15 protein-coding genes are annotated in these 16886 nt (G+C 68.2%); 12 read left to right on the forward strand and 3 right to left on the reverse strand.

Annotated features, from left to right (window positions below):
• The first annotated feature begins 13 nt into the window (after positions 1 to 13).
• The 5 genes from OXI49_13675 to OXI49_13695 are packed head-to-tail and all read left to right on the forward strand — an operon-like array spanning position 14 to position 5912.
• Positions 14 to 745: a hypothetical protein gene (locus tag OXI49_13675; protein MDE2691562.1), complete on the forward strand. Its 732-nt coding sequence runs from the start codon at positions 14 to 16 to the stop codon at positions 743 to 745.
• Positions 746 to 765: 20 nt separating this feature from the next.
• On the forward strand, positions 766 to 1458 hold the full coding sequence (locus OXI49_13680; protein ID MDE2691563.1) for a HupE/UreJ family protein: 693 nt from the start codon (positions 766 to 768) through the stop codon (positions 1456 to 1458).
• Positions 1455 to 2081, forward strand: a complete 627-nt coding sequence (locus tag OXI49_13685) for a hypothetical protein (GenBank protein ID MDE2691564.1) — start codon at positions 1455 to 1457, stop codon at positions 2079 to 2081. Before OXI49_13680 ends, OXI49_13685 begins: the two co-directional genes overlap by 4 nt.
• Positions 2078 to 2695 carry a glutathione S-transferase family protein gene (locus OXI49_13690; protein ID MDE2691565.1) on the forward strand — a complete coding sequence of 206 codons (618 nt, stop codon included), beginning with the start codon at positions 2078 to 2080 and terminating at the stop codon, positions 2693 to 2695. The genes OXI49_13685 and OXI49_13690 overlap by 4 nt, the downstream gene beginning before the upstream one ends.
• A gap of 7 nt (positions 2696 to 2702) precedes the next feature.
• Complete coding sequence (locus OXI49_13695) at positions 2703 to 5912, forward strand: efflux RND transporter permease subunit (protein ID MDE2691566.1); 3210 nt, start codon at positions 2703 to 2705, stop codon at positions 5910 to 5912.
• Positions 5913 to 5963: 51 nt separating this feature from the next.
• On the opposite strand, the gene OXI49_13700 is transcribed toward OXI49_13695, so the two are convergent.
• The 3 genes from OXI49_13700 to OXI49_13710 form a co-directional block, all read right to left on the reverse strand.
• Positions 5964 to 7121 (reverse strand): oxygenase MpaB family protein, encoded by a 1158-nt coding sequence (locus OXI49_13700; GenBank protein MDE2691567.1) that lies wholly within the window; start codon positions 7119 to 7121, stop codon positions 5964 to 5966.
• A 232-nt stretch (positions 7122 to 7353) separates the two neighbouring features.
• Positions 7354 to 8595, reverse strand: coding sequence for a beta-ketoacyl-[acyl-carrier-protein] synthase family protein (locus tag OXI49_13705; GenBank protein ID MDE2691568.1), 1242 nt, complete (start codon positions 8593 to 8595; stop codon positions 7354 to 7356).
• Complete coding sequence (locus tag OXI49_13710; protein MDE2691569.1) at positions 8588 to 9331, reverse strand: SDR family NAD(P)-dependent oxidoreductase; 744 nt, start codon at positions 9329 to 9331, stop codon at positions 8588 to 8590. The genes OXI49_13705 and OXI49_13710 overlap by 8 nt, the downstream gene beginning before the upstream one ends.
• Before the next feature lie 265 nt (positions 9332 to 9596).
• Between OXI49_13710 and OXI49_13715 the strand changes: the two genes are divergently transcribed.
• The 7 genes from OXI49_13715 to OXI49_13745 all read left to right on the forward strand — a co-directional run bounded on the left by OXI49_13715 (position 9597) and on the right by OXI49_13745 (position 16868).
• Positions 9597 to 12461 (forward strand): 2Fe-2S iron-sulfur cluster-binding protein, encoded by a 2865-nt coding sequence (locus tag OXI49_13715; protein MDE2691570.1) that lies wholly within the window; start codon positions 9597 to 9599, stop codon positions 12459 to 12461.
• Positions 12458 to 13666: an FAD-dependent oxidoreductase gene (locus OXI49_13720; protein MDE2691571.1), complete on the forward strand. Its 1209-nt coding sequence runs from the start codon at positions 12458 to 12460 to the stop codon at positions 13664 to 13666. The genes OXI49_13715 and OXI49_13720 overlap by 4 nt, the downstream gene beginning before the upstream one ends.
• A gap of 2 nt (positions 13667 to 13668) precedes the next feature.
• Complete coding sequence (locus tag OXI49_13725) at positions 13669 to 13917, forward strand: sarcosine oxidase subunit delta (protein ID MDE2691572.1); 249 nt, start codon at positions 13669 to 13671, stop codon at positions 13915 to 13917.
• 67 nt (positions 13918 to 13984) lie between these two features.
• On the forward strand, positions 13985 to 15073 hold the full coding sequence (locus OXI49_13730) for a hypothetical protein (protein MDE2691573.1): 1089 nt from the start codon (positions 13985 to 13987) through the stop codon (positions 15071 to 15073).
• A 47-nt stretch (positions 15074 to 15120) separates the two neighbouring features.
• Positions 15121 to 15759 carry a DUF6265 family protein gene (locus OXI49_13735; protein ID MDE2691574.1) on the forward strand — a complete coding sequence of 213 codons (639 nt, stop codon included), beginning with the start codon at positions 15121 to 15123 and terminating at the stop codon, positions 15757 to 15759.
• 10 nt (positions 15760 to 15769) lie between these two features.
• Positions 15770 to 16432 carry a DUF2911 domain-containing protein gene (locus OXI49_13740; protein MDE2691575.1) on the forward strand — a complete coding sequence of 221 codons (663 nt, stop codon included), beginning with the start codon at positions 15770 to 15772 and terminating at the stop codon, positions 16430 to 16432.
• Complete coding sequence (locus OXI49_13745) at positions 16425 to 16868, forward strand: GFA family protein (protein ID MDE2691576.1); 444 nt, start codon at positions 16425 to 16427, stop codon at positions 16866 to 16868. The genes OXI49_13740 and OXI49_13745 overlap by 8 nt, the downstream gene beginning before the upstream one ends.
• The last annotated feature ends 18 nt before the right edge of the window (positions 16869 to 16886 follow it).

The raw sequence follows: 16886 nt of genomic DNA on the forward strand, positions 1-16886 counted from the left end.
TAGTGTGCCGGCGGTGCGCGAGAAGGACGGTCGTTCAGTGGCGGGCAGGGTGCTGGCCCTTGCTTTCGCTCTCGGGGCGTTCGCCGCGCAACCCGGCACGGCGCAGGACTGTGAGCCCGAGAGAGCCGAGGGCCCGGTAACGATCGAATCCTGCGAGATCGACGGCACTGAGTTCCGCCTGTTCCGGGCCGACGTGGTCGTAGAGGGGTCGATCCCCTCGGCGATCGCGATGCTGGAGGATGCCGACGCCTGTCCCGAGTGGCAGGGAATCTGTGAAGAGGAAACCGCGACATCTCTGGAGCAGCCGTTTCAGTCCCTGCGCAACCGCATCTCCGGCTCGGGAATCTCGAGGCGCGTGACGATCGTCCGTTCGGGCTGGCTACGCACGAGCGACGGCCGCGTGATCAACGACATAGTCGGCGCGGACGATCTGACGCCCGAGTTCGAGGGCAGGCGTGTGCTCTGCATGTACCTGAGGTGGTTCCTGACCCCCGGCGACGAAGAAGGAACAGTCAAGGTTGTCCAGGAAACGGTCAGCGATCCGCAGGTCCCGGGCGGTCTCGGAAGGATGCTGGCAAACCGGGGCGCCATGAACGCGATGATGGAGACCTTCACGAACTTCGGCCCACAGCTCGGCGACGCGCGGTACGCGAGCGGACCGGACATCGCGTCCCTTCCGCTCGTGGAAGAGGAGCTGCCGGACCTCGGCGAGGAGTTCGTCGCCTGTCAAGCGGCGCGGCAGTAGCCGCTCGCCGGCGTAGTCGCGTGAGCCGCCGCCGGACCATCACAAGAGCGGCGGTCCTCACGCTGGCCGCGCTGTTCCTGTCGTCGGGCCTGTGGGCGCACGGAGTCGCCGACCAGGACGAGCTCTTCCTGACCAACAACGAGGGTCTGGCGGTCGGGCCCTACATGTACCTGGGCGCCAAGCACATGGTCACCGGGTACGACCACCTGGCGTTCCTGGCCGGAGTCATCTTCTTCCTCTATCGGTTCCGCGACGTCGCGCTCTACGTGACGCTGTTCGCGGTCGGCCACAGCGTGACCCTGCTGGTCGGGGTGCTCGGCGGCATCCACGCGAATCCGTTTCTCATCGACGCGATCGTCGGCCTGTCGGTGGCCTACAAGGCGTTCGAGAACCTGGGCGGGTTCCGGGCTCTGGGGGTCCAGATCGACACGCGGGCGGCCGTGCTCGTGTTCGGCCTGTTCCACGGTTTCGGTCTGGCGACCAAGCTGCAGCCGGTCGAGATCTCGGGAAGCGGCCTGGTCGGGAACATCATCTCCTTCAACGTGGGCGTCGAACTCGGGCAGTTCGCCGCCCTCGCCATCATCCTGCTTAGCTTCAACCTCTGGCGAGCCAGCGGCCGATTCCAGTCTCACGGCTATGCCGCGAACGCGGTGCTGATGACGGCCGGCTTCCTGCTGGTCGCCTACCAGTTGACGGGGTACTTCATGTCATGACGGATTCCTCTCCCGCACCGGGCGGCGATCTCGGAACGCCGGCGCCTGGCAAGCTGCTGAAGACCCTCGCGATCACGCTCGCCGCCGCGGCGGTCGTCTTCGTAGTCGTCATCCTGCCGGCCGAGTACGGCATCGACCCGACCCGGATCGGCAGCCTGCTCGGCCTCGACCGGCTCTACGAGGCGGCCGGCACCGAGCCGATGGCCGAGGCCGAGGAGGGCCTCTCGGCCCAGATGACCGGCAACCGTGAGCTACGGGCCGAGACCGTCACGATCGAGATCGGCGCCAACGAACAGATGGAGTACAAGCTGCAGATGATCGAGGGGATGACGATCGTCTACTCCTGGCAAACCGACGGCGGAACGCTCTACTCGGACTTCCACGCCGACCCGTTCAACGACCTCGACGACGAGCCGGTCCGCTACGCCGAGGAGTTCGACGTCACGGGCGGCCGCGGCGGCCTGACCGCGGGCTACTCCGGCAACCATGGCTGGTTCTGGCTCAACGAGAGCGACGCGCCTGTTGTGATCGAACTCGACGTGCGCGGCTTCTTCACGAACATGAGGGAGATCGGCCGGGCGCCGGCCGGTACCGAACACCTGGACTCGGAGGCTTACGAATGAAGCTCTACTGGTGCCCCCAGACGCGGTCCAGCCGCGCCGTCTGGATGCTTGAGGAGGCGGGTGTCGACTACGAGCTCGTGCACGTCGACGTCACGAAGCCGGAGCGGACTCCGGAACACCTGGCCGCGAGCCCGATGGGCAAGGTGCCCGCACTCGAGGACGGCGACGTGAAGATGTGGGACTCGGCGGCGATCTGCCTGTACGTCGCCGATCGCTACGCCTCCGGCCGGCTGGCGCCGGCGCTCGACGATCCGCTGCGCGCCCGCTTCGTGCACTGGCTGATCTACTCCGCCGCGATGATCGAGCCGGCGATGTTCGAGTCGGGCCTCCGGACCGTCGTACCCGAGGAGCACCAGGCGGAAGCGTTCAATCCTGGCCGGCTGGGCTGGGGCAGTTTCGAGAAGACGATCGAGGTCTGGGAGAAGGGCCTTGGGGATGGCCCGTGGATCCTGGGCGACGAGTTCAGCGCCGCCGACGTGATGCTGGGCAGCAGCGCCGTCTTCCTGCGCATGTTCGGGATGCTCCCGGAGTCGCCGGTGCTCGAGGCCTACGGCGACCGTTGCATGGCCAGACCCGCCTTCCAGAAGGCGCAGGCGGCGGAGGTTCCGGGCTGAGCGACCGATGAGCGAGGCCGGCGACCCGACAGTCCGTGGCGGTCCGATCGCCTTCATGGCGAGCAACCCCATTGCCGCCAACCTCCTCATGGTCTTCCTGCTGTTCGCCGGGCTGCTGGCGGCGGGACAACTCGTCCAGGAGATGCTCCCGGACGCATCGCTGGATCGCGTTCAGGTCATGGTTCCCTACCCGGGCGCCGCCCCGCAGGAGGTCGATGAAGCGATCGTCCGCAAGATCGAGGAGGAACTCGGGTCACTGGACGGCGTCAAGCGGGTCGAAGCCTCCGCCTCCGAGGGGCTCGGAACGGTCACCGCCGAGTTCAAGAGCGGCACCGACATCGATCGCGCTCTCAACGAGGCAAAGGCGCGGGTGGATCGCATTCCCAGCTTCCCCGCTGGAGCGGAACGGCCCGAGGTGCGCGAGGTGACGAGCCGGCAAAGCGTCATTCGCCTCCTGGTTCACGGCGACGTGCCGGAGCGGACGCTCAAGGAGCTGGCGTACGACATCGAGGATGGCATCGCGGCCCTTCCCGAAGTGTCCTACGTGGATACCAGCGGCTTCCGGGAGTACGAGATCTCGATCGAGGTCCCGTCGCACCGGCTCCGGGCCCTGGGCCTCACTCTGGGTGACATCGCCGGCGCCGTGCGGCGGGGCTCGATGGACCTCTCCGCGGGCAACATCTCGACGGGCGGGGAGGAGATCCGGGTCCGGACGATCGGCCAGAACTACGAGCAGTACGACTTCGAGGACATCATCGTCCTGTCCCGCCCCGACGGCACGTCGCTTCGCCTGGGCGACATCGCCGACCTGCGCGACGGCTTCGCGGACACCGACCTGATCACCCGTTTCAACGGCAACAGGGCCATTCGCGTCGACGTCACCCGCACCGCGGACGAGCAGGTGTTCGAGATCTCGGAAGCCGTCAAGGCCTATCTGGCGACGGAGGTGATCCCCGCTCTTCCAGCCGGCGTCGGCGTCGAGATATGGCGGGACGACTCGACGCTGGTCGCCGGCAGTCTGTCGGTCCTGATCGAGAACGGCGTCCTGGGGCTCCTTCTCGTCTTTCTCGCCCTGACGTTCTTCCTGGAAATCCGCCTCGCGCTATGGGTGGCCGCGGGGCTGAGCGTCGCGCTGGTGGGAACGCTGTGGGGCATGCAGATCCTGGGCGTCTCCATCAACATGTTCTCGATGATGGCTCTGGTGCTCGCGCTGGGGATCGTCGTGGATGACGCGATCGTGGTGGGCGAGAACATCTTCGCGGAACGAAGACGGGACCGCGACGGGCTGACGACGGCGATTCGGGGCGCGCAGCGAATGAGCACTCCGGTCATCTTCTCCGTGCTGACTACCGTGACGGCTTTCTGCGCCCTGCTGACCGTCCCGGGCTCCACCGGCAAGATCATGAGAAGCGTGCCGCTGGTGGTCATCATCATCCTGATGATCTCGCTGGTGGAGTCGCTTCTGATTCTTCCCCGTCATCTTTCGCATCTGCCGCCGCCCGGACGAACCGCGTCGACGTGGGCCGGCCGCCGGTTGTTGCGGATTCAACGCGCCGTGGACCGCGGTCTGCAGTGGCTGATCGACGGCCCGCTGGACCGGGGCCTTCGTCTCGCCACGGATCATCCGCCCATCGTGCTGGCGACAGCCGCGGGCGCGGTCCTGCTCGTAACCGTCCTCATCGGTTCCGGGCTGGTCAGGGTGGAGTTCCTGCCGCAGGTGGAGGGCGACGTCATCGCCGCGAACTTCGAGCTGCCCACCGGATCGCCGGCGGACCGGACCGCGGCGGTCGGGGAGCTGGTGGAGCAGACGGGGCGCCGGGTGGCGGAGCGGCTGGCGAGCGAGCATCCAGGCAGCGCCGCCGCGGAAGACTGGAACAGCGCCATCACCGTCGGCGAACCCGCGGAGCTCTTCAATCCGCTTCGCGGCGACCGGGCGTCGGTTCCGCGCAGCCACGTCGGCGCGGTCCAGTTCGCGCTTCCGGAAGACGCCGCCGTGCCGGCCAGTGAATTCGAGCGGTTGTGGCGGGAAGAGACCGGCACGGTGCAGGGGCTCAGGCACCTCGTCTTCTCGTCGGGGGCGCTCGAACTCCCGCCGCCCGTCTACCTGGAGCTCTCGCATCCCGACCCCGTCGAGCTGGAGGCCATCGCTCAGGAGTTCGTGGAGGAGCTACAGCAGGTCGACGGCGTGTTCGACATCCGCACGAATCAGGACGACGGATTCAGGGAGATTCAACTGGAACTCAAGCCGCCGGCACGGACGCTGGGTTTGACCCTGGAGGACCTGGCCCGCCAGACGCGATCCGCCTTCTTCGGCTCCGAGGCCCTCAGGGTGCTGCGCGGCCGCGAGGACATGCGGGTGTATCTCCGGCTGCCGGAGCAGGAGCGAAGTTCGATCGCGGACCTCGAGCGGTTCGTCGTGCGCACGCCCGGCGGATCGGAAGTGCCGTTGAAGCACGTCGCTTCCGCAGAGTTCGTACGGTCCTCCACCGCGATTCACAAGGTCGACGGTCGGCGCGTTGTGACCGTCACCGCGAACGTGGACCCGGATGTCGTCACCGGCCAGTTGATCACGCCCGCTCTGGAGCGGGACATTCTGGCCCCGCTCGCGGCCGAGCACCCAGGCTTCGGCTACGGAGTCGGGGGCGAGCAGAGGCAGCAGAGAGAGATCATCGGCGCCCTGTCGGGCTCGATGCTGGTCGTGTTCATCATCATCTTCGCGCTGATCGCCATCCCCTTCGGGTCCTGGTCTCAACCGCTCATCATCATGGCCGCCATTCCTCTGGGCCTGGTCGGCGCCGTCGCGGGCCATCTGCTTCTGGGCCTCAGCTTCGGCTTCATGTCGGTGCAGGGCCTGGTCGGCTGTACCGGAGTCGTCGTCAACGACTCGCTGGTGATGATCACCTTCATCAACGAGAAGAGAAGCGCCGGCCTGGGGGCGCAGGAGGCGATCATCGCCGGCGCCAAGGCCCGCGTCCGATCGATCCTCCTGACTTCGGTGACCACATTCGTCGGCGTCGCTCCGCTCGTCTTCGAAACGGACGCCGCGACCGTGCATCTGGTTCCGCTGGCGGCGGCGCTCGGCTTCGGCATCCTGATCGCCACGCCGCTACTCATGCTGGTCGTTCCGGCACTGGCGATGCTGCACGTGAACCTTCAGACCGGCCTTCGCATCGCGACGGGCGCCGGCGCAGCCGAGAGTCAGCCGGAAGTCGCCTGACCGCTACGGAGCGCGCCTCTACCCAAGGGGCGATTCCAACGGAATCGCCTTCTACCAGGGATTCTGTTCCTCGGCCTTGACGTGGTCGGGCATCCTGTAGCTGAGGCCCCCCTCGTCATACACCGAGATCTGGAGGAGCTGGGTGATGTTGTTGGCCCGGAGAGTCTCGGCGCCCGACCAGCGCCGCAGCAGACGCTGTCTGGCCCGAAACAGTGCGAGCGTTCCGACGTGCCAGGGTCGTTGCTTCGGGTACCCGAAGCCGTCGGCGAGCTCGTTGCCGATAAGCGCTCGTGAAAGGCGGTACGCCAGTTTCACGATCTTCTTCTCTTCGGCTGTGTCCTTGATCTGCGCAACGGTGGGTATCGACTGGATCAGCGTGTTCGCCAGGTGTCCCGACTCGACGCTCGGTGGCGGCTCGCAGAGGTAGGCCATCTCGTACACGCGCGTGGCCTCTTCTTCGGAGGCGTACAGGATGCTCTCCGGAATGCCCATGAGGAAGCCGGAGTAGCGCCAGACGTCCATGACGCCCTTGCGTTCTTCCTCCGAGAACTTGGCGCCCAGCAGCGTCGAGTAGTCGAGCAGGCGCTTCGAGAACACGGAGATCGCATAGCCCAGGTGCGCGGCGCTCAGCGGAGTGCCCCAGGCCTCGTGGTCCCAATCCGGGGACTTCGCGAGCAGACTTCTCATCCGCCCGTGCACGAAGCGGACGCGGACTGACAGCTTCCAGCCCTCGCCGTTCCGATACAGGCCTCTCGGGAAGAAGATGTCCAGCAACTGGCGGTTGTTCTGCTTGAGGCGCCTGGTGGTGTAGTTCACCCTTCCCGTGATGCTGAAGGACTTGGCGATCAAGGTCGAGAAGCCTTCGACCAGCACTCCGGTGACGAACGCGCCCAGCATGAGATCCGCGTTCTTGTAGAACGTGCGAATTCCCGGCTCCAGGCCGTCCCAGTCCAGCCAGGTCGGTTCTTCGAGGGTGTCGAAGAAGTCGCGGAGCACCCGAGGCGCGGTGCACAAGGTGTCGCCCTCCCACTCGATGATGGCGCGAATGTAACGGTGCAGATCCGCTGGCGGCAGGTCGGAGAGCTCCTCGAGGACCGGGTCGAGTTCGGGGTCGCCGATGGTCGTGTGGCGGATGTAGCTGTCCACACCCTCCGGGTCGGAGGACCGAACCCGCGGGTACGAATCCGAGTACGCGGACGGCACTCTCATCGAGTTTCGGACGCCACCTTCGACCCGACGCTGGTCAAGACCTCGGGTTCGTAGCCATACACCAGTCGCACACCTCTCAACACCGGCCCCACTTGCGAGTTCGACATGCTAGCCGATGAGCACTGAGCCCGGACATATTCCATTTGGGAGATAGGTCTTGTGGGTGCTACCTATCGTGCGGGGGCTCGCAGGAGAAACCGCCCCACGCCCGCGGGCGCTATCTGAGCTGTCCCTACTCTCCGGGACCCAGCACCAGGACGCCGTTGCTGCCTCCGAAGCCAAAACTGTTCTTCATCACGAAAGGCCGTTCGAGCGATTCCGCATCGCCGCTCACCAGCCGGACGCGGCACTCCGGGTCGGGATGCTCGAGGTTGAGGTTCGGCGGCAGCAGACCCTGTTCGATGCCAAGCAGGGAAGCGACCGACTCGATCGCGCCTGAGGCCCCCAGCGTGTGGCCGAAGTAGGACTTGTTCGCGGAAACCGGCGCGCGTTCGGCGGCGCCGCCCAGCACCGCGCAGATCGACCCGCTCTCGCAGACGTCGTTGGCCAGCGTGGCGGTGCCGTGGGCGTTCACCGCACCGAGATCAGCCGGTTCGATTCCGGCGGACGCCAGAGCCGCCCGCATCGCCACCGCCTGGCCCTCGGCACTCGGGCTGGTGATGTGAGCGGCATCGGACGACTCGCCGTAGCCCACGATCTCGCCCCGGATCCGGGCGCCCCGGCTTCGGGCCCGATCCCACGACTCGAACACCAGCATGCCCGCGCCCTCGCCGAGGACGCAGCCGTCGCGGTCGGCGTCGAACGGCCGGCACGCCCGGGCCGGATCCGGGTTCTTCGACATCACGCCCAGGTTGTTCCAGACGCCGTAGTAGAACGGGTCGAAGAAGCCGTCGGCGCCGCCGGTCAGCACGGTGTCGGCGTAGCCGTGCCTCACCATCCGGTAGGCCGCCCCCATCGCGTTGGTCGCCGACGTGCAGGCCGAGATGACGACGAAGTTGGCGCCCGTGAGCCGGAAGTGGATCGAGATGCCGCCCGAGATCGCGTTGTCCATGACGCGCGGCACGCTGGTCGGCCGCAGGCCGCGGACCCCGCGTTCCGCGAAACGCTGCTGCAGCGTCGTGTTGCTCTCGGCCGCGCCGACCGCCGTTCCCAGGATCACCGCTACCGGCTGCGGCTCGTAGGGCGGAGCGCCGTCGATCAGGCCCGCGTCCTCGAGCGCCTCTGCGGCGGTCACCAGCCCCAGGTCGACCGCCCGATCCGCCGGCCGGCGGCGCAGGCGCTTGAGCCCGGCCGGGACGAACTCCGGATCGACCTCGCCGCCGATACCGACCTTCATCTCCGACGTGTCGAGCGACTCGAGCCTGGCGATGCCACCGCGACCGGCGAACAGGCTGGTCCGGAACGACTCGACGTCCGTGCCGATGGCGCAGGCGACGCCGAGACCGGTGACCGCGACACGACGTGGCTCAGCCATACATCGACAACCCGCCGTTGACGTGAATCACCTGGCCGGTGATGTACGACGACAAAGGCGACAGCAGGAAGGTGACGCAGGCGGCGACCTCGGCCGGCGTTCCCAGGCGCCCGAGCGGCACGGGCAGTCGCTGCCGCTGGTCTTCGGAGAGCTCGGTCGTCATGTCCGTTTCGATGAAGCCCGGCGACACCGCGTTGCAGCGGACGCCGAACCGGGCCGCCTCGAGGGCGAGGCTGCGGGTGAGACTGACCATGCCGGCTTTCGAGGCCGCGTAGTCCGCACCCATCCAGCCGCCAGGACCGTGGGCGGCCAGTGACGCCATGTTCACGATGCTGCCACTCCGCGCCTTGCGCATCACCTTGTAGGCGGCGCGCGACGCAGCGAACGCGGCCTCCAGGTTGACGCGCTGGGTCGCACGCCAGGACTCCAGGTCGAGGCCGCGAAAGGCGACCGGGCGGCCGCCGCCCGCGTTGTTGACCAGGCCGTCGATCCGGCCGCAGCGCTCGACCACGTCGTCGACGAGCGACGCCGCGTTCTCCGGGTCGTCGAAGTCGGCCGCCAGCGGCAGGACGCTCTCCGAACCCATCTCGCCGCAGACCGCCTCGACCTGGGCGAGTTCCCGCCCGTGAACCGCAACCGTGGCGCCGAGCGCGGCCGCGGCTTCGGCGGTCGCCCGGCCGATGCCGCGGGTCGAACCGGTGACGAGAATCACCTGACCGGAGAGGGAGGGAGTCATGGCCGGCCGCAATCGTAGCGCCGTCGGAGCGGTGCCGCCCGTACGGTTCGGGAAGGGGTCAGCTGCCAGGATGACGTGCGCGCTTGGGAGGTGATGGAAAGGGCTGCGCGCACTCGGCTTCACTCGCTCCGGTCCGTCGCCGGTTACGGAGATGTCGGCGGCGGTCGCTCGTTCAGACGCACCTGGCAGCTGACCCCTTCCCGAACCGCACGGGCTGGACGGCGTCGCTGTCTGCATTCGGATCCGTCGTACCATCCCCGTCTGGATGGCGACTCTTCTGGTGGACGGGCGGCGGGTCGAGGCGCAGGCGGGCGACAGCCTGCTGGTCGCGCTGGTTCGCGTCGGTCTGCATCCGACCGGCGGCGGGTGCCTTTGCGCGGGCGGTGACTGCCCGAACTGCCTCGTGACGGTTGACGGCGTCGCCTACACGCGGAGTTGTCAGGTACAGGCCGTGGCCGGCATGGAGGTGACGCGCGAACACCTCGGCGACGAGGAACCGGCCCTGCTGGCCAAGGACCCGACATCGGCCGGGAACGCGGCGCCGGTGCGTCATGTCCACTGCGACACGGTCGTCATTGGACAGGGCGACTCGGGGCGCGAGGCCGCGCGGGAGGCCGGGGAGGCGGGCCTGCATGTCGTGACTCTGGACGCGCGCGAGGGGCAGCACGTCACCGGCGTCTATCCCGGACCGCTGGTCGTGGCCTCGGACAAAGCGGGGCGCGTGCTACACGTCCATCCGCGGCGGGAGATCGTCGTCGCCACTGGCGCCGCGGAGATTCAGCCCGTCGTTCCCGGCAGCGATCTGGACGGGCTGGTCACGGCGCGTGGGGCAGCGGAGCTCGTGGCCGCGGGTATCGACCTGGGCCGTGCCGTCGCCGTGGGCGAGAGGTCGGCGGGCCTGCCGGCCGACTCGCTGGCCGCCCACTTCCCGGTCGGCGAAGGCGGCTGGGAGCTTGTCCGCTTCGAGGGCGACGGCCGAATCGAGGCGGTGGTCGTCCGGCGGCACGGCGACACCGGCGCCACCGAAGAGCGGATCGAATGCGACACGGCGATCCTCGGTCTCGGCCGCAATCCGCGCAACGCCCTGGCCCGGATGGCCTTCGACCTGCCGGTGCGAGTCGTCGGCAGCGCCGCGGCGGAACCGGAACTACCGCCCTGCCCCCGGGAGGGAACGGTGTGCCCCTGCAGCGGCGTCACCGTTGCCGACCTGGACGGCGTCTGGGGGCGCGGCTTCCACGAGATGGAGTTGCTCAAACGGGCGACGCTAGCCGGCACCGGGACCTGCCAGGGCGGCGTCTGCCTGCCCTACCTGCGCAGCTTCCTGCTGGAGCGCGGCGGCCGGCTGCAGCCCGCGTTCACCGCCCGGCCGCTCAACCGGCAACTGACGGTGCGCGAACTGGCCGCCGGCGCGCATACCGCCGTGACCGCCCGCTCGCCTCTCCACGACGAGCACCTGAGCCTGGGCGCGAGAATGGACCGCGCCGGCGGCTGGTGGCGGCCCTGGACCTACGGCCGGAGAGACGACGAGTATCGCTCCGTGCGCGAGCGTGTCTCGCTCGGCGATGTGAGTCCGCTCGGCAAGATGCTGATCTCCGGGCCGGACGCCGAAGCGTTTCTCGAACGGATCGTCCCCACCAGGGTCGCGACGATCCGTTCCGGCCGCTGCCGCTATGTCCTCATGCTGGACGAACGGGCTTACCTGCTAGACGACGGAATCCTGTGCCGCGAAGTGACCGCGGGGCCCAGCAGCGGGGATCTCCTCGACGACGGCATGCTCTGCCGGGAGGCGGACCAGGGCGCCGGCGACCGCTTTTTCCTCACCTCGACCTCCGGGGGGTCCGGCTTCTTCGAGCTGTGGCTGCGCGACTGGGCCGAAGCCTTCGGCTGCGATGTCCGCATCCTGAACCAGACCGCGTCGCTGGCGGCGATCAACGTCACCGGACCTCAGGCGGCCCGACTGCTGGCGCGCGCCGGCGCCCGGGAGCTTCCCGCGTTCGGCCGGCATCGGGCGGTGCGGATCGCCGGCGTCGACTGCCGGGTCGTTCGCTTGAGCTTCACGGGCGAGCTCTCCTACGAACTCCACCACCCGGCCGCTGACGCCCCCACGCTGTGGCGGCGGCTGCTGGCCATGGGCGCCGGGTTCAAGGTCCAGCCGCACGGGCTCGAGACCCTGCTTCGTCTGCGGCTCGAGAAGGGTCACATCGTCATCGGCCAGGACACGGACTACGACTCGACTCCGCGCCGACTGGCCCACGAGTGGGCGGTCAACCTGAACAAGGGTGACTTCGTTGGGCGCCAGGCCACCCTGCGGACGAACAAGCAACCGCTCGACAAACGGCTGGTCACGCTCCGGGCGGACGATCCGCCGCCACCGGAGACCGTCGAGACTCCCTCCGCCGAGGGCGCGGCCATCCATGACGGCGACCACTATGCCGGCTACGTGACCTCCGACGCCGGCACGGCAGCAGACGGCGGCGTGCCGATGCTCGGCTGGCTCTACCTGAGTGCGGAGGGCAAACTGCCCCGCGAGGTCACGGTCGATGGCCGACCGGCGCGACGGGTCGACGGCCCGACCTACGACCCGGACGGAGAACGGGCTCGAACCGCGGTTGACACAGCCAGCGAGACGCCGGAGAACATCCGTGAGTTCCCGGTTGCGCGTTCGGAGGCAACCGACCTCGCCGCCGAAGCCCCAGCCGAGCCCCCGCTGCTGCGCCGGCTGGAAGCAACCCGCGTGTCGGCTACGTCGAAGGCCCTCGACGCACTGGTCGAGCGGCCGCCCTGGACCGCCGGCGCCCTCGCCTTCCGCACCGCTCCCGACGAACTCCTGGTGACGGCGCCGCCGGACTTCGAAGTCGCCGGCGACCCGCACGCGCTCGTCGAACGCGAAACCGCGTTCAGCTACGTCTGGCTCGACGAAGTCACGGCCGAGCGGTTCCTCGACCGCGAGTGCGAGTGGCGGCGGCCCGACGCGAGACCGGCCCTCGCCCAGGGCGAGGTCGCCGGCATCCCGGCCAAGCTCTGGCTCGAGGCCGGGAGGACCCTCATCCTCACGCCGGCCCCCTTCGCATCCGCCTTCCAGCGCCGCCTGACCGGCTCACTCGCAGAGATCGAGGGGGACGCTTCATGAACGAGTTCGTCGAGCGCCAGATGAAGCTGACCTGGCGGCAGCCAAAGAAGAGCTACGACGTGGTGATCGTCGGCGCCGGCGGACACGGGCTGGCCACCGCCTACTACCTGGCGACCCGTCACGGGATGTCGAACGTCGCCGTATTCGAGCGCGGCTACATCGGCGGGGGCAACTCGGGACGGAACACGACGATCATCCGCGCCAACTACGGCATCCCGGCCGCGGTCCGCTTCTACCAGCGCAGCGTCGACCTCTACCGGGGCCTGGAAGAGGAGACGGACCGCTGGCTCATGCACCAGCAGAAGGGGATTCTGTGGATGGCGCACTCGGAAGCCGCCGTGCGGGCCGAACGGATGCGGGCGAAGCTGAACACCGAGTTCGGCGCCGAAACCGAGTTCGTCGGGTCGTCCCAGGTCCAGGAACTCTGCCCGCAGCTTGACATGTCGGGTGGCGGCCGCTGGCCGGTGCTGGGCGCCTCCTACCATCCGCAGGGGGCCACCGCCCGTCACGACCGGGTGGTCTGGGCGCTCGCCGAAGGCGCGATGGAGCGCGGCGCCCACGTCCACCAGAACACGCCGGTGGAAGGTCTGATCCTCGACGGCGAGCGGGTCGCCGGCGTCAGGACCGCGGCGGGCGACGTCGCCGCCGGCGCCGTCGTCTCGGCGGTCGGCGGCCACGTCAGCCGCATCGCGGCCATGGCGGGCCTTCGCCTGCCCATCCGCACCCACCGGCTCCAGGCGTTCGTCACGAACCACTACCAGCGACAGTTCGGGCCCATCGTCGCCTCGTCGGAGCTCTTCTTCTACGCCTCGCAGACCGCCCGCGGCGAGATGCTCCTGGGCGCCGAGATCGACCCGCAGCCCAGCTTCTCGTACCGCTCGAGCCACGACTTCGTCCAGGACGTCTGTCGGCGCGCGCTCCACCTGCTGCCCTTCATGGCGAACCTGCGGGTGCTGCGGCAGTGGACCGGCGTCTGCGACATGAGCCCCGACTACTCGCCGATCATGGGCCGCACGGGCGTGCCGGGCTTCTACATCACGACCGGCTGGGGCACCTGGGGTTTCAAGGCGATCCCGGCCGGCGGCGAGCAGATGGCCGAACTCATCGCCAGCGGCGAGACTCCGGAGCTCATCGCACCGTTCGGGCTCGACCGCTTCGCCCGCGACCGCACGATGGCCGACCGCGGGTCGGCGGGGACGCACTAGCGATGAGCCTGCGCATCCCCTGCCCCTATTGCGGTGACCGCTCGGTCCACGAGTTCGTCCACGGCGAGATCCGGCGGGTACCGGACCATCTGACCGACCCGGACGAGCGCGATCTCGACTTCGCCTTCCACCACGACAACGAGGAGGGGATCGTCACCGAGCGCTGGTTCCACGCCCAGGGCTGCCGGCGCTGGTTCGAGATCCGGCGCGACACGACGACCGACCGGATCGTCGAAGCCGAAGCATCCTGACCGGCCAGCCAGTTTCCGGCTACAATCCGGAACATAGTCCGCAACCAGAACCCGGAGGACGCCGCACATGGCACGACGCACTCTCATCCTCACCACCCTGCTCGCCTTCGCGGCCGCCGGCGCCATCGTCGCGTCCGACGACATCCCGCGCCGGCACGATGGCAAGCCCGATCTCTCCGGCACCTACGACATCGCCACCCTGACGCCGCTGCAGCGCCCCCAGCAGTACGGCGACAACCTGACCCTGACGCCCGAACAGGCGCAGGCGATCGCCGACCACTGGCGACGGAACTTCGAGAAGGACTACGCGCCAAGCGACCCGAATCGCGAGGCGCCGCCGGAGGGCGGCACCGGCATCTACGCGCCCGAGTTCACGGGCGCTGCAGGCAAGGTCGGCGGCTACAACGCCTTCTACGTCGATATCGGCGAGGGCAACTTCCAGCTCGACGGCGAGTACCGCACCTCGATCATCACGGAGCCCGCGAACGGCCGGATGCCGGCGCTCACCGATGCGGCGAAGCAGAGGTATGCGGAAGGCGCGGCCTTCCGCCACGAGAACACCGGCACCGCCTGGTGGATCGACCGGGACTTCGGCCCGTACGACGATCCGGAACTCCGGCCGCACGCCGAACGGTGCCTGCTGGGCTTCGGCTCCACCGCGGGACCGCCGGCGCTGCCCGTCATGTACAACAACATGAAACGGATCGTGCAGACGGACACGCACCTGATGATCCTGGTCGAGATGAACCATGACGCCCGGATCATCCGCATCGATTCCGCGCACGACGCCAACGTCGAGAGCTGGCTCGGTGAGTCGGCGGGCCGCTGGGAAGGCGACACCCTGGTCGTGACGACGAAGAACTTCGGCGACGACTACAGCTTCACCCAGGGCTCGAAGGAGATGGTCATCACCGAGCGCTTCAGCCGCATTGACGAGGACACCCTGCTGTACGGCTTCACCGTCGACGACCCGAACACCTGGACCGAGCCCTGGAGCGGCGAGTACCCCTGGCCCGCCAGCAAGAACAAGGTCTACGAGTACGCCTGCCACGAAGGGAACTACGCCTTGGGCGGCATCCTCCGCGGCGCCCGGCTCCTTGAAGAGGAGGCGCTCGAAGGCGACGCCGCGTCGACCGGCGGCGGGGGCTCCGAGTAGCCGCTCCAGCGCGCACCCTCGCCGTCACAGAACCGGACGCAATCGCCATGAAGACCGCGTTCTTCAGCTTCGGCTTCCTGATGGTGCTGGCCTATCCGCTGTTGGTCGTTGGGGCGATCTACCTACTGCTGATTGCATTCGAGCGCATCCGCGGCTGCTATGGTCGGCCGCTCAACTCCCCTGGAGGACAATCCATGCGCCGTACACTCTTCGTTCTGATGATCGCCAGTCTTCTGTCCGTGACCGGCGTCGCTGCCGACAACCACGGGCCCACGGTGGCCGATCTGGCCTGGATGACCGGGACCTGGAGCGGTGCGATGGGACCGGGTGCGCTGGAAGAGAACTGGGCTGAGCCCAAGAACGGCTCGATGGCCGCGCTCGTTCGCGGCTTCACCGGCGACGGCGCCACGAACATGATCGAGTTGATCTCGATCGAGGAGGAGAACGACTCCCTGGTGTTGCGCCTGAAGCAGTGGGACGCCGGCATGAAGCCCCGCTACGAGGGCTTCCTGGTGATGAAGCTCGTCGAATCGAAGGACCGGATGATCAAGTTCGAGAACACGGGCGAAGGAGCAGCAGTTCTGGCCAAGCTCGGCTACAGTCGCCCCGCCGACGACAAATTCGTCATCTCGATCGAGACGCCCACGGGCCAGTCGTTCGACATCACACTCGACGCAGTCAAGTAGCCCCGGCGCGGTGGCGCTGAGCCGGTTCGGAATCGCGGCGTCCGTGGCGCTCCTCGTCGCGGGCGTCGAGTTGTTTGCGGGCGGCGACGCCGCGACCGCCCAGCGGAAGCCGGCGAGCCCGGCAGGCTCCGCGGCAACCCAGATCGGTGGCTACTTCGACCCCCGCTCCGGCTACGTCAACGGCGGCTGGATCGAGGTCAAGTTCGGCCGGCCGTTGCGCCGCGGCCGGGACATCTTCGGGCCGCCGGACTTCATCGCGTTCCTGAACGATGGCGCCCCGGTGTGGCGGGCTGGCGCGAACTACACCACACGACTGATCACCGAGCTGCCACTCGTCATCGACGACACCCGCCTCGAGCCGGGCGAGTACACGATGTTCATCCAGCTCGGCCCGAAACGCTGGATCCTGATCATCTCGACGTGGCCGGCGCAGGAGACCTACGACTACCAGGAGCGGGAGGCGCTCTTCGGCGCCTACGGCTACACGCCGGACCGGGACGTGCTGCGCACCGACATGACGCTCCAGCCCCTGCCCATGTCCTTCGAGCAGCTTTCGTGGCAATTCCTCGACGTGACCCCGGAGGGCGGCCGCCTGGCATTAGTCTGGGACAAGCAGATGGCCTCCGTGCCGTTCCAGGTCGCCCCGCCGCAAGCAGGAGAAGTCGATGAATGAGTCCACAGCGATCGGTACCCGTATGCGCGGCCAGTGCCTCTGCAGCGCGGTCGAGTTCGAAGTCGACGTGCCCGAACGCACCTACAGCATCTGCCACTGCGGCATGTGCCGCCGCTGGTCCGGCGGCCCGCTGATGTCCGTCCATTGCCCCGAACCCAACACCGAATGGCTGAACGACGACGGCCTGACCTGGTACCAGGGCACTCCCTGGGCACAACGCGGTTTCTGCTCGCGCTGCGGATCCAGCTTGTTCTGGCGCCTGGCGCAGGAGCCGGAGGGCATGCTGATCGTCAGCGTCGATGCACTGGAAGACGACGGCGACTTCACGCTCGACCGCCACATCTACAACGACGCCAGGCCCGACCGCTACGACTTCGCCGACGACTGTCCGAGGGTGACGGAGGCGGAACTAATGAAGGAACTGGGGCTCGGGTAGGAAGCACAAGGGAGCGTG

The sequence above is a fragment of the Acidobacteriota bacterium genome, assembly GCA_028875725.1.
In the GTDB taxonomy this organism is placed as follows: Bacteria; Acidobacteriota; Thermoanaerobaculia; order Multivoradales; family Multivoraceae; genus Multivorans.

Coding starts and splice junctions, on each gene's coding strand:
- OXI49_13745 (MDE2691576.1), top strand. CDS start 16,425: ATGAATGAGTCCACAGCGATCGGTACCCGTATGCGCGGCCAGTGCCTC.
- OXI49_13730 (MDE2691573.1), top strand. CDS start 13,985: ATGGCACGACGCACTCTCATCCTCACCACCCTGCTCGCCTTCGCGGCC.
- OXI49_13720 (MDE2691571.1), top strand. CDS start 12,458: ATGAACGAGTTCGTCGAGCGCCAGATGAAGCTGACCTGGCGGCAGCCA.
- OXI49_13690 (MDE2691565.1), top strand. CDS start 2,078: ATGAAGCTCTACTGGTGCCCCCAGACGCGGTCCAGCCGCGCCGTCTGG.
- OXI49_13715 (MDE2691570.1), top strand. CDS start 9,597: ATGGCGACTCTTCTGGTGGACGGGCGGCGGGTCGAGGCGCAGGCGGGC.
- OXI49_13735 (MDE2691574.1), top strand. CDS start 15,121: ATGAAGACCGCGTTCTTCAGCTTCGGCTTCCTGATGGTGCTGGCCTAT.
- OXI49_13725 (MDE2691572.1), top strand. CDS start 13,669: ATGAGCCTGCGCATCCCCTGCCCCTATTGCGGTGACCGCTCGGTCCAC.
- OXI49_13710 (MDE2691569.1), bottom strand. CDS start 9,331: ATGACTCCCTCCCTCTCCGGTCAGGTGATTCTCGTCACCGGTTCGACC.
- OXI49_13700 (MDE2691567.1), bottom strand. CDS start 7,121: ATGAGAGTGCCGTCCGCGTACTCGGATTCGTACCCGCGGGTTCGGTCC.
- OXI49_13695 (MDE2691566.1), top strand. CDS start 2,703: ATGAGCGAGGCCGGCGACCCGACAGTCCGTGGCGGTCCGATCGCCTTC.
- OXI49_13705 (MDE2691568.1), bottom strand. CDS start 8,595: ATGGCTGAGCCACGTCGTGTCGCGGTCACCGGTCTCGGCGTCGCCTGC.
- OXI49_13685 (MDE2691564.1), top strand. CDS start 1,455: ATGACGGATTCCTCTCCCGCACCGGGCGGCGATCTCGGAACGCCGGCG.